Origin of the sequence: Streptomyces sp. NPDC057424, from assembly GCF_042803315.1 — a bacterium.
Taxonomy (GTDB): Bacteria; Actinomycetota; Actinomycetes; order Streptomycetales; family Streptomycetaceae; genus Streptomyces.
In genome coordinates this window covers 1-12273 of sequence record NZ_JBHVCP010000068.1, presented here as the reverse complement: position 1 = coordinate 12273, position 12273 = coordinate 1, and the positions used below count along the sequence as shown (strand labels likewise).

The window sequence follows — 12273 nt, the reverse complement described above, 5'->3', positions numbered from 1 at the left end:
AGTTGCAGTTACCGGCCGGTTCGCCTGCGCGCCGTGGCCGGGATGACGTTGTGTGGAGTACGTGATCATCGACAGCAGCCAGGACGGCTTACCTGCCGTCGCGGGCAGGGCCTGCCGGGTGCCGGAACCGGGTGCGGTGGAGGCGGAGTTCGCCGGGGCGGACGGCACTCTCGTGCAACGCCGCTGGGTCGAGGCCGCCGTGGCCGTTCGGTTCGAGCAGCTCCAGCCGGTGGCGGCCTTCCCGGTGGTGCCCGGGCGCAGGTGGGGACCGGGCTGGTGGTGGTCGGCCACCACCAGCGGGCATGTGCCGCACGGCTCGCAGGCGATGTGCACGCAGCTGATGCTGCTGGACCGTGATCCGCAGGTGGTGGGTTTGTCGGCGCGGCCGGTGCGGCTGATCTGGCGGGACCCCGGCAGCGGGAAAGTCCTCACCTGGGTGTCGCAGGTGTTCGCCCGCTACGCCGACGGGAGCGCCCTGCTCGCCGACTGCCCCGCCACGGCGGGGCCCGCCGGGCAGCGGGCCGCACGGGCCGCGGCGGTACTTGAGTCGGCGTGTGCGGCGGTGGGTTTCACCTACCGTCGCCTGGCGCCGCCGGAGCGGGTGTTCGGGGCGAATGTGCGGTGGCTGGCCGGCTACCGCCATCCCCGCTACCGCGATGCGGGCGGTCTTGAGCAGGCGGTGCTGGAGGCGTTCGCCGCCCCGCGGCCGCTGATGGCGGGGGCCGCGGCGGCCGGTGAGGTCCTGAGCGCGCTGCCGGTGCTCTACCACGCGCTGTGGAGCGGGCGGCTGGCCGCGGACCTGGCCCGGCCGCTGGGCGAGCACACCATGGTCTGGCCTGGCGCGGTGGCGGCAGGCGTTGAGCGGGAGCAGCAGGCACGTTGAGCAGGCAGGTGATGGCCGTCCCTGGCGGGCGGCGTGTTGAGGTGGGTGCGCGGGTCAAGTTCCAGGGGCGCACCTGGCAGGTGACCGGCCTGGTCGACGGGCGGGTGCATCTGGCTGCCGACGACGGGGCCACCGGGTGTGTGCTGGCCGCCCTGCTGGTGGCCGCCGACGACTTCGCCGTCGTCGGCCAGAGCGCCGATGAGCTGCCGGCGGCCGAGGTGTGGCAGGCACTGCCGCTGGCCGCCCGTGAGCGGGCGCTGGCCTGGCTGCGGCACATCCGTGAGATCGAGACCGGGCTGCCCGGCGGAGCGGGCAGCGGCGGCGAGCCGAGGCCCGCCTACGATCCGCAGCGCTTCACGCTCGCCGAGCGCGAGCATGCCAAGGCCGCCGAGCTGGCCGCGCTGGGCTGGACGAAGGTCAGCCGGAACACGGTGCAGCGGCGGCGCATCGCCTACCACAAGCAGGGGTTGATGGGGCTGGTCGACCAGCGGACGGTGCGCCCCCGATCGGCGACCGGGCGGGCTGACGAGCGGGTGGTGGCGGCGGTGCTGGAGGCGCTGCGGGACCTGCGTGGCCGCAAGGCGACCACCGTGAAGCAGGTGATTGAGCGGGTGGAGCGGATTGTGGTCAGGAGGTATGGGCCGGGGCGGGTGAAGCTGCCGTCGGCGGCGTCGATGTACCGGCTGGTGAAGGCGCTGTCTGATCCGGCCGAGCCGGTGGGCAGCCCGGCGCGCACCGCCACTGGCCCGCGTCGAGTCGGCGGCCCGCCGCCTGCGTTGCGGCCTGCGGAGCGGGTTCATGTCGCCACCGCCCGCCTGGGGGCGAGGGTGGTGGGCGAGGACGGGCGTCTGGTTGCGGTGTCGGTGACGGCCGCGGTGGATGAGGTCACCGGCTGCGTGCTGGCCGCCGTGCTGCACCCGCAGGATTCCGGTGTCCAATTGCCGGTGCTGCTGGCCGAGATGGCCGTGCCGCGGCCGCTGCGCGCGGGCTGGCCGGGGCTGCTGCGCCGTGCGCACGAGGACTGGCCGCGGCGGCTGATGCCGCTTCAGGCCCGCCTCGAGACGACGGCGGCCCGGCCGGCGGCCGTTCCCGAGACGCTGGTCCTGGATGCCGCAGGGCCTGCTGTCACCTCGTGGTTTCTCACCGTGTGCGAGGGCCTCGGCGTCAGTGTGGAATCCGTCCGTGGACGGGTGCACAGCGCGCCCGGCGCCTGCGGGCACACGCTCGGCGTGCTCGCCGGAGCTTTCACCCGGTACGCGGCCGCTCTGGCCGACGCCGCGCGACCTGACGCCGGGCACGGGGAGGACGACGCGGGACAGGAGGGAGGCTGGTCCAGCCTGCCGCACCTGCAGGACCTGCTGGACGAGTGGATCACAGCGAGGTGGCACACGCGCCCCCATGAGGCCTTGCGGCATCCCCTGCTGCCCAGAGCGGCCCTGACGCCCGATGAGATGTGGCGGGTGCTGCTCGGTGCGACCGGGTCGGTGCCGCTGCCGCTGAGCGGGCAGCACTTCGCCGAGCTGCTGCCGGTGTGCCGCAAGGCGGTCACCGACGCCGGGGTGCGCCTGGGGAGGCGCCGGTATGACGATGAGTGCCTGAATGAGCACCGCGGACGGTCCTGCCCCACCACGGACGACGGCCGGTGGGAAGTGCACCACCACCCCTACGACGTGCGGCAGGTCTACATCCGGCTACCCGACGGCCTTCTGCACCCCCTGCGCTGGACCGACCAGGCGCATGCGCAGCGGCCCTTCGACGCCACCGTGCACCGCCGGATCACGCAGGTCCTCGCCGGCCGCACGAGCGGCGGGACCCTCTCAGGAGCGGACCCAGGCACCGGAGTGCGGGCGCAAGCCGTCAGGCCGACGAGTCAGGTGGCCGACGCGATGCCTGAGCCGGGCAGCGGCCCGGCTGCTAACGGCACCGCCGGTGGGGGGCAGGAGTTCGGGTTGTGGGACGCGCAGGTGGAGGCCGGGCAGTGGTGAGCGCGCACGGCGGCCGCCCGGTGGCCGCTGCCCGGCACCGGCAGGTGAAGCTGGGGGCGTATGTGACGTTCGAGGGCCGCGCCTGGCAGGTCGCCGCCGTGGCCGGTGCGTCGGTGCGCCTGGTCGACGAGGACGGGCAGACGGCGTCGGTGCTGGCCTCGTTCCTGTTCGCCGACCCCACGTTCGCGGTGGTGGACTCCCCCGCGCCCGGGGTGGTGCCGTGGGGGCTCATGGAGTCGGTGCCCGCACGGGAGCGGGAGCGGGCTCTGGCCTGGCAGCGGCACATCCGCGAGATCGAGACCGGGCTGCCCGGCGGCCCGGCAAGCAGCGGGATGCCCCGGCCCGAATACGACCCCGAGCGGAAGTCGATGGCCGAGCGGGAGCAGGCCAAGGCCAACGAACTCGCACAGCTGGGCTGGCCGCAGGTCAGCCGGGCCACCGTGCGCCGCATGCGTGCCCGCTACCACGCGGGCGGCCTCATGGGGCTGGTCCCGCAGCGCAAGCCGTCGCGTGCGACGGGGCGGGCCGATGAGCGGGTGGTGGCCGCCGTGCTGGAGGCGCTGCGCCGCCAGCGCGGCCGCTCCAAGGGCACCCTGAAGGGGCTGCGTCAGCTGACCGGGCAGATCCTCGCCGACACCCACGGGCCAGGGGTGGTGAAGGTGCCGCCACCGTCGACGTTCAACCGGCTGGTGCGGGTACTGGCCGACCCGCTGGAGCATCCCGGCCGCACCGCCCGCACCGCCACCACCACACCGACGCGACCGTTCACGCCGACGGTGGCGCTGCGGCCGGGCGAGCTGGTGCAGGTCGACACCACCCGGCTGGATGTGATGGCCGTGGGCGAGGACGGCCGCCCGGTGCGCCCGGAGCTGACCATCGCCCTGGATGTGGCGACGCGGTCGGTGGTGGCGGCCGTGCTGCGCGAGGAGAGCACCCAGGCGGTGGACGCGGCCCTGCTGCTGGCGGAGATGGCCGTGCCCCACCCGGCGCGGCCCGGCTGGCCCGAACATCTGCGCCTGGCCCATGCGGCCATCCCCTACGACCGGCTGCTCGCCCTCGATGCGCGCCTGGAGCAAGCGGCAGCGCGGCCGGTGGTGGTGCCCGAGACGATCGTCATCGACCGCGGGCGGGTGTTCGTCTCCGCCGCGTTCCTCGCCGCCTGCGAGACCCTGGGCGTCAGTGTGCAGCCCGCCCCGCCGCGCTCGCCGGCCGCCAAGGGTGCCGTCGAGCGGACGTTCGGGAGTATCAACTCGCTGTTCGCGCAGCACGTCGCCGGTTACACCGGCTCCCACGTCCTCGAGCGCGGTCACGCGGTGGAGGACGAGGCGCACTTCAGCGTGGCTCAGCTGCAGGAGCTGCTGGATGAGTGGGTCACCGCGTGCTGGCAGCACCGCCCCCACGACGGGCTGCGCCACCCGGTCCTGCCGAAGAAGGCGCTGGCCCCGAACGAGATGTGGAGCGCGCTGCTGGGCACCTCCGGGTACGTGCCGCTGCCGCTGACCGGGGCCGACTACACGGAACTGCTGCCCGTGCGCTTCAACCCCGTCACCGGCCGGGGCATCCGTATCAACTACCGCACCTACGACCACGTCGTCCTCAACGAGCACCGCGGCCGGCCCTCCCCCACCGGCCCCGGCGGCAGGTGGGAGGTGCACCTCAATCCGCACGACGTGCGGCAGGTCTACATCCGCCTGCCCGACGGGCGCCTGCACGAAATCCCGTGGATCCACCGCGACCACGTCCACGCCCCGATGAGCGAGACCGCCTGGCGCCACATCCGCGCCACCCTGGGCCGGCGCGCAGACCGCGAGCGGCACGAGGCCGACCTGGCCGAAGCAGCCGACCAGGTCCTGCGCCGGGCCCGCCCCCTGCCCGGCACCGGCACACCCTCCGCAGCAGCGGCGCGCCACGCGGCGGCGACAAGCACGGTGCAGACGGCAGATGACGACATACGGGCCGAGGACAGTCTCGACGCTCTCGAAGCCCACTCCCCTGACGCTGACGGGCACCTCGCCGAGGGCGAGGAGCTCTCTGCGCCTGTGGGCCGCTACACGCTGTATGACGCCTTTGAGGAGGCCGAGCACTGGTGACCACCAGCCCCCACACCACACCCGCCGCCGAGGATGCCTCCCCCGGGACGGTCACCACCTTCGATGCGTTCGCCCGGTTCGCCCACACCGCCCCGCCCGCTCCCCCGCAACCGGGCCAGCCGGCACGCTCGTTGGAGGAACGCCTGGCCTACCACTCGCAGTTCGTCACCGTGCGTACCCCGGCCATCGAAAGCCTCTCGCGCAACGTGCGCACGCTGATGATCCTCGGCCGCAGCCAGAGCGTCACCGCCCGACCGTCCCTGATCGTCACCGGGCCGGCCACCACTGGCAAGACCACCGCCCTGCTCGAGGTCGGCCGGACCTGCCACCTGGCCCACACCCGCCGCGCCGCCCCGGGCGACACCAGCGTGCCCGTGGCGTATGTGCTGGTTCCGCCCGGCGCCACCGCCAAGACCCTGGCCTGCGAGTTCGCCCGCTATCTCGGTATCCCCGTCACCACCCGCATGACCACCGCGCAGATCACGACCGCCGTCTGCCACACCTACACCGCGGCCGGAGTGAAACTGGTGCTGATCGACGAGATCCACCGGCTCAACCCCCGCAGCTCCAGCGGAGCGGAGGCCGCCGACTGGCTCAAGGACCTCACCGAGCGCGTCGGCGCCACGTTCGTGTACGCGGGCATCGACGTCACCACCAGCACCGTTTTCAGCGGGGTCCGCGGCGCGCAACTGGCCGGACGCGCCTCACTCATCGACTGCGGGGCACTGCCCGCCCGCGCCGGATCACGCGAGCCGTTCCGTGAGCTCATCGCCGCGCTGGAAGCGGCCCTCGACCTGCACGCCCACCGCACCGGCAGCCTGCCCAGGCTCGCCCCCTACCTGCACGAACGGACCGCCGGACGCATCGGCAGCCTGGCCCGCCTCATCCGCCAGGCGGCCATCGAAGCCATCCTCGACGGCCAAGAACGCATCACCAAGACACTGCTGGACTCCATCGCGCTGGACCACCTCGCCGAGGAGCACTACCGGCCCCGAACCCCGACGAGCCGCCGCACCCGACCCAGCAGCCGGTGACGCACGCCTGGAGCAGCCCTGCGGTGCGGGCACGCACGATGTGGCCGTCCCAGCCCGGCGCCCTGCGGACCAGGCCCCTGCCCCGCGAGTCAGCAGCCTCCTACCTCACCCGCCTCGCCGCCACCTACCAACTGACCGCCGCCCAGCTCCTCGACGGCCTGAACATCACCACCACCGGCACTTACGCGTCCCCGCCCGCCACCGACATCCACCTCAGCGCCGAAGCCGCCCGCCGGCTGTCCGCCTTCACCCGCATCCCGCCCGCACACCTCACCCGCGCACTGGCCCGCCAGCCCCCACCCGCCTCCATCGGCACGGCCCGCGCCGCCATCGCCCGCTGGCAGCCCGTCCCGCCCGCCGTGCAGCCGCTACCGGCGTGCACCGCCTGCACCATCCGCCGCAGCCCGCACCAAGCCGCCCCCGCGTGGATCCACCCAGCGCCCAACTCCACCCGGGTCATGATCTGCACCCGCCACCAGCAGGCTTCCAGCGACTCCCGGCAGCCCGCCCCGCTCGACATCCGCACCGTCCCCGAGCTCACCCGGCCCCGCCCCACAGCCCGCCGCGCGACGACGGCCTCCCTGAGCTGGGCATCGACGATCACGACACGCTGGTACGACCACCAACAGCACCTGCACCAGCGGTGGCTCACACGCCTTGACCGCCTCACCAACGCCAACCCCCACATCCCCCCAGGCCCGGCCTCCCCAGCCCTGACCTGCCGGAACCTGATCACCTACCCCGAGACCCTCGCCCTCGCCGCTGCCCTTGACCGCCTGCCCCCGCACCCCCTGACCCGCGCGCAGCAGACCGTCTTCCTCCACCGCCTGCCGACCGCCTCCAGTTGCCCCGCCTCGCACCCGCCGACCACGACCTGCTCTGGCAACGCCTGCACGCCCGCTGAACAACCCGCTCCCACCAGCCGGGAACAGCCGCCAACTCTCCCTGCTTATAGGCGCGCCGACCACACTGCGCAAAAGCCGGCATGACGCTCAGCTCACTGCGCAGAGCAAAACGGCCAGCTCAATCCACGTATCGCCCATCGCCAACGCCTCGGCCCGGCGTAAGCCTCCCCTGGAATACAGACGTACCACTCAGTACAGCTGAGCAACAGCAGGTCACAACCAAGATCAATTAGCCTGCACGACAGGTACGCCACAAGGGGCGCAGCCACAAAAAGGCGCGGCCGCGGCATCGACCGCATGCCGCTGTACACGATTGGCGAGCTCCAGCAGATGGCCCAGGAGTGGGTGGCGCTGGAGTACCAACAGACCCCCGACGCGGGGCTGCGTGACCCGTTCCGGCCCCACGTCGTGCTGTCGCCCAACGACATGTACGCCGTCCAAGTGGCTCGCAGCGGCTACCGGGCCGTGCCGCTCTCCCCCGCCCAGAACCGCTTCTTTCTGCTGCCGCAGTGGGTCACCCCCGGCAAGGGCGGCTTCATGATCAACTATCGGACCTATCAGCCCGTCGCGCAGGACGCCGGGCGCTACCGGGAGATCCTCCTGCGCGGCGGCTCGAAGCTGCCCGGCCGCAACGACCGGTGGGAATGCCGCTTCAACCCCTATCGTCCCGAGCGGGTGTGGCTGTACGACCACACCGCAGACACCTGGGTGACCTGCGACTTCCGGCTGCGGCGCCTGCTGAACGACCCGTGGACCGCGGACATGTGGCAGGAGCACGCCGAGCAGCACCGGGCGGCCGGCGGCAGCAAGCAGGACGAGGAGGCGATCGCCCTGTCCCTGGCGCAGCGCGACCGGCGCCGCCGCAGCCGCAGGCCGCAGCCCAAGCGCACCGGGGCCGAACCGCCTTGCCAGGGCTTGGAGTTGGAAACCGAACAACCGTCCCAGGACCCGTACGCGGGTCTGGAGGAGTTCGACCTGTCGACCCTGCAGCCCTACCCGGCGCTGCCCATCTCCCCCATGGCACCCCCGCCGGCGCCGCCCGTCGGCACCGGCAGCGCAGAGCGACCGCCGGACAGTGGGCAGGTGCCGCACCCGCTGGCAGCACTCTTCCCCGACGACTGCGACGACAGCGGGCCGGGGGCCGCCACGGCCGAAGTGCCGGCAGCTGCCTATGAGGTTGTCGAGGCGGAGCTCCTCGACAACCTCGATCCGGACGGTGACGGCGAGGACGGGGACGGGGACGACGTATGGGAGATGTAGGCGGGGTGCGACGGTGCAGCGGGCCACCGGTATGCCCTCGCGATGTAGTTGCCGCCAGACCTTCCGGACGCCGTAGACGCTGAAGTTGTCCTTGTGGACGCGGCTGATCTGCGTCTTCAGCTCAGTGTCGCGGACTGTCCGGGTGCTGGGGGTGCGGTTGTTCGCCGCGTAGTAGGTGCTCGTTGCGATCTTCAGTCCGTAGCTGGTCAGGGCTCGGCAGATCGGCTCGACTCCGAACACCTGGCGGTGTGTGTCGATGAACGCTACGAGCGCCTCGCTGGCCGGTCGAGCTCGGCCGCGAAGAAAGCTGATGCCGCCTTGAGGATCTCGTTCGCCCGCCGCAGTTCGGCGTTTTCCGCCTGCAGGCGCTTGATCTCTGCTGCCTCGTCCGAGGTCGCGCCCGGACGCTGGCCTGCATCGACTTCGGCCTTGCGGACCCAGGTCCGCACCGTCTCAGCGGCACCGATGCCCAGCTTCGCGGCGACCGCCTTCATCGCGGCCCACTCCGTCGGGTAGTTGGGGCGGATCTCCGCGACCATGCGCACCGCACGCTCACGAAACTCGGAAGGGTAGGGGGACGGACGTGCCATGACTCGATCCTCTCAGGGAATCGAGCCTCCATCAGACCCGGAGCGGTTCAGTGTCGGGGTCGGTGGACTATCGCCTCCGTCATTGCCCTGTCCGTCGGCTCATCCCTCTTCAGACGTCTACTAGTCACCGACACCCCCGCCGCACTCGAGCAGCGGGGGTGCCGCATGTTGGACTGACCTGGCCGCCACCCCGTACTTGTCACACGGCGCCGGGGTCCGCGCTGCGGCCGAAGACCCGTGCTTCACAGGTCTTGGAGCTTGTCGACGCGGACGGGACCGCCGGTGGTGACGGACTGGATGGCGGCGAGGGCGATGGCCAGGGCAGCGCGTGCGTCCTCGCCGGTGGCGGAGGGCGTGCGCTCGGTGCGGACGCTGTCGGTGAAGTCGGCGAGTTCGGCCACATAGGCGTCGTGGAAGAGGTGCTGGTCATAGGTGACGCACTCGGCGGCGACGCCGTCCGGGCCGTATGCGGTCAGGTGGGTGCGGCGGACGTCGCCCATGGTGAGCATCCCGGCCGAGCCGAGGACCTCGGCGCGTACGTCATAGCCGTAGACGGCCTGGAAGCTGGCCTCGGCGGTGGCGAGGGCGCCGTTGTCGAAGCGGACGGTGACAACGGCGGTGTCGAGCAGGCCGCGGTCCTTGAAGTCGGGGCGGATCAGGGCGTCCGCCATGGCGAAGACCTCGACGGGTTCGGCACCGGGATTGAGGTGGCGCAGGACGTCGAAGTCATGGATGAGGGTCTCCAGGAAGATCGTCCACGGCGGTATGCGGGCCGGGTCGGCCAGAGCGGGGTCGCGGGTGAGCGAGCGCAACAGCTGCGGTGTGCCGATGGCGCCGGCGGCGATCTTCTCGTGGGCGGCCCTGAAGCCCACGTCGTAGCGGCGGTTGAAGCCCACCTGGAGGAGCACGCCCGCATCCGCGGCGGCCGCGATGGCGCGGTCGGCCTCGGCGAGGGTGACCGCCATCGGCTTCTCGCAGTAGACCGCCTTGCCCGCCTTGGCGGCCGCCTCGACCAGGTCGGCGTGGGTACGGGCCGGGGTGGCGATCACCACCGCGTCGATGTGCGGGTCGGCGAGGAGTTCACCGATGTCGGTGTAGGCGGTGGCGCAGCCGAGCCGGTCGCCCAGGCTCCGCGCGGCGCCCGGGGTGGGGTCGGCGATGGCGACGAGCCGGACGCCCGGGAGGCGGTGGGCGAGGGTCTCGGCGTGGAACGAACCCATCCGTCCGGCGCCGAGGAGGCCGACGGCGAGAGGCTGCTGGGTGGTCATGCGGGTGCTCCGTACGTCGTCGTCAGGGTAGGTACAGGCTGTGGAGACAGTCAGACGGTGAAGGCGGAGCGGAAGCGCCCCAGAGCGAGTTCGCTGTCGCTGGAGGCCCACGCCTCCAGCGCGACCGTGCCCTCGTAGCCGAGGCCCGCCAGGGCGCGGGCGACGGCGGGGTAGTTGATCTCCCCGGTTCCGGGTTCGCGGCGGCCGGGGACGTCGGCCACCTGGATCTCGCCGATCAGGCCCAGGGCATGGGCCCTGCGGACCAGCTCGATCAGATTCCCCTCGCCGATCTGGGCGTGGTAGAGGTCCAGATTCATCCGCAGCCCGGGCCGGTCCACGGCCGCGACCAGGGCCAGGGTGTCGGCGGCCGTCGCGAACGGCACCCCGGGGTGGTCGACGGCGGTGTTGAGGTTCTCCAGGGTGAAGACGACCCCGGCGCTCTCGCCCAGCTCGGCGAGGCGGGTGAGCGTGCGGTGGGCGGCGATCCACATCTCTCCGGTGACCTCACCGGTCACCGGCACCACCGGCAGGCCCTGGCCGTCCAGTCCGGTGCTGTGCAGGTTCAGGCGAGGGCAGCCCAGTTGCTCGGCCGCCTTGAGCGACTCCTCGGCGGTGCTCAGGAGTTCGGCCGCGCCCTCCTCGTCGGTCAGACTGCCGCGGATGTAGCCGGTCATGGAGGAGAAGTCGGCCGGGGTCCGGGCCAGAGCGGCAAGGTCGTGCCGGGTCCAGTCCCAGATCTCGACCTGGAAACCGGCGTCGTGGATGCGCCGTGCCCGCTCGTCGATCGGCAGATCCAGGAAGACCATCTCGGCGCAGGCCGCCAGTGTGTACATCGCCACGTACCTCTCTCCGCGACTTCGGACTAGAACGTCCAAGGAACTAGAACGTTCTAGAACTCCGTGGAGCAGCAGTACGCCAGCTGTCGCCCTCCCCTGTCAAGGCTCCGGTGGCCCGTGAAAGCTAGAACGTTCTATAGTCGACTCCGTAGGAGACGACTCCGACCAGGGAGGACAGGTTGCCGGCGACCCCAGCGGTCCCCAACGGAAAGCGACCGACGCTCGCCGACGTGGCGTCACGGGCAGGGGTGTCCACGGCGCTGGTCTCCATCGTGATGCGCGGCGCGAAGGGGGCCGGCGAGGCCACCCGTGAGCGCGTCCTTCAGGCCGCGCGGGAGATCGGTTACCGACCCGACGCCCGGGCCCGGCTGCTCCGCAGCCACCGCTCCCATCTGCTCGGGGTGCAGTTCGGCCTCCAGCATCCGTTCCACTCCGACCTGGTGGAGGGCATCTACGCGGCGGCCGAACCGGCCGGGTACCAGATCGCGCTGAGTGCAGTGGCCGCCGGGCGCGGCGAGCAGCGCGCCGTCGAGACGCTGCTCGACGACCGCTGCGAGGCGCTGATCCTGCTCGGCCCGCAGGCCCCCGCCGCGCGGCTGGCGGAACTCGCCGGGCAAGTGCCGGTCGTCTCCGTGGCCCGCCGGCTGCGGCCGTCCGTCCCGGGCCTGGAGGTCGTACGGACCGCCGACGACGAGGGAGCCCGCCAGGCGGTGGCCCACCTCGTCGCTCTGGGCCACCGCGACATCGCCCACATCGACGGCGGCCGGGCACCGGGCGCAGCCGACCGGCGCCGCGGCTACCGCACCGCCATGAACCGCCACGGCCTGGGCGAATACATCCGCGTTCTCCCCGGCGGTCTCACTGAGGAGGAAGGCGCCGAGGCCGCCCGAACCCTGTCGGCCATTCGCCCGCGCCCCACCGCCGTACTGGCCTTCAACGACCGCTGCGCGACCGGCGTACTCGACCTCTTCCTCCGCTCCGGCGTCGCGGTCCCCGGAGACATCTCCGTCGTCGGGTTCGACGACAGCCATCTGGCCCGCCTGGCCCACATCGACCTCACCACCGTCGGACAGGACATCGCACGCCTCGCCGGGCTCGCCGTCGGCCGGGCCGTCGCACGCCTGGAGGGCGCGGAGATCCCCACCGGGGAACAAGTCATCACCCCCCGTCTTGTCGTCCGGGGAACGTCCGCCCCGCCCCGCTGAAGGCAGATCCCGGGGTGCGCGGTTTGTGTGTTCCACGGCGACGACGCCGGCCACACCGAGAAGTACCGGTTCGACTCGACGTCGTACATGCCGACCGGCCTGATCAGGAACGGCTGTCTCTCGGGCACACGCATCCCGCGGCCACATCAGCTCGGCGAGTGAAGTGCGCCCGCCATGTCGATCACTGGATGGCGGGTGCACTTCACCCGCCATCCAG

At 72.2% G+C, this 12273-nt stretch carries 10 protein-coding genes and 1 pseudogene; 8 read left to right on the top strand and 3 right to left on the bottom strand.

Features of this window, described 5'->3' with window-relative positions; translation table 11 throughout:
- The first annotated feature begins 52 nt into the window (after positions 1-52).
- The 6 genes from ACFU3E_RS33675 (at position 53) to ACFU3E_RS33650 (ending at position 8157) form a co-directional block, all read left to right on the top strand.
- Positions 53-883: a TnsA-like heteromeric transposase endonuclease subunit gene (locus ACFU3E_RS33675; RefSeq protein WP_384167033.1), complete on the top strand. Its 831-nt coding sequence runs from the start codon at positions 53-55 to the stop codon at positions 881-883.
- Positions 884-924: 41 nt separating this feature from the next.
- Positions 925-2868, top strand: a complete 1944-nt coding sequence (locus ACFU3E_RS33670) for a transposase (protein ID WP_384167030.1) — start codon at positions 925-927, stop codon at positions 2866-2868.
- The gene (locus tag ACFU3E_RS33665) at positions 2862-4958 is read left to right on the top strand and encodes a transposase (protein ID WP_384167027.1); all 2097 of its coding nucleotides are present in this window, start codon (positions 2862-2864) and stop codon (positions 4956-4958) included. Before ACFU3E_RS33670 ends, ACFU3E_RS33665 begins: the two co-directional genes overlap by 7 nt.
- Positions 4952-5992 carry a TniB family NTP-binding protein gene (locus ACFU3E_RS33660; RefSeq protein ID WP_384167097.1) on the top strand — a complete coding sequence of 347 codons (1041 nt, stop codon included), beginning with the start codon at positions 4952-4954 and terminating at the stop codon, positions 5990-5992. The genes ACFU3E_RS33665 and ACFU3E_RS33660 overlap by 7 nt, the downstream gene beginning before the upstream one ends.
- On the top strand, positions 5989-6981 hold the full coding sequence (locus ACFU3E_RS33655) for a TniQ family protein (protein ID WP_384167025.1): 993 nt from the start codon (positions 5989-5991) through the stop codon (positions 6979-6981). The genes ACFU3E_RS33660 and ACFU3E_RS33655 overlap by 4 nt, the downstream gene beginning before the upstream one ends.
- 213 nt (positions 6982-7194) lie before the next feature.
- Positions 7195-8157 (top strand): hypothetical protein, encoded by a 963-nt coding sequence (locus tag ACFU3E_RS33650; protein ID WP_384167103.1) that lies wholly within the window; start codon positions 7195-7197, stop codon positions 8155-8157.
- Between the two features lie 9 nt (positions 8158-8166).
- Here the strand turns inward: ACFU3E_RS33650 and ACFU3E_RS33645 are convergent.
- The 3 genes and pseudogenes from ACFU3E_RS33645 to ACFU3E_RS33635 all read right to left on the bottom strand — a co-directional run.
- Positions 8167-8747: pseudogene (locus tag ACFU3E_RS33645) on the bottom strand (IS3 family transposase); the annotation flags it as partial.
- 242 nt (positions 8748-8989) lie between these two features.
- Entirely contained in the window at positions 8990-10015 is a 1026-nt protein-coding gene (locus ACFU3E_RS33640) for a Gfo/Idh/MocA family oxidoreductase (RefSeq protein ID WP_384167022.1), read from the bottom strand.
- Positions 10016-10065: 50 nt separating this feature from the next.
- On the bottom strand, positions 10066-10848 hold the full coding sequence (locus ACFU3E_RS33635; protein WP_384167094.1) for a TIM barrel protein: 783 nt from the start codon (positions 10846-10848) through the stop codon (positions 10066-10068).
- Positions 10849-11030: 182 nt separating this feature from the next.
- On the opposite strand from ACFU3E_RS33635, the gene ACFU3E_RS33630 reads away from it, so the two are divergent.
- Both ACFU3E_RS33630 and ACFU3E_RS33625 read left to right on the top strand, forming a co-directional pair.
- Positions 11031-12056, top strand: coding sequence for a LacI family DNA-binding transcriptional regulator (locus tag ACFU3E_RS33630; RefSeq protein WP_384167019.1), 1026 nt, complete (start codon positions 11031-11033; stop codon positions 12054-12056).
- Positions 12057-12083: 27 nt separating this feature from the next.
- Positions 12084-12218 carry a hypothetical protein gene (locus ACFU3E_RS33625; RefSeq protein WP_384167016.1) on the top strand — a complete coding sequence of 45 codons (135 nt, stop codon included), beginning with the start codon at positions 12084-12086 and terminating at the stop codon, positions 12216-12218.
- The last annotated feature ends 55 nt before the right edge of the window (positions 12219-12273 follow it).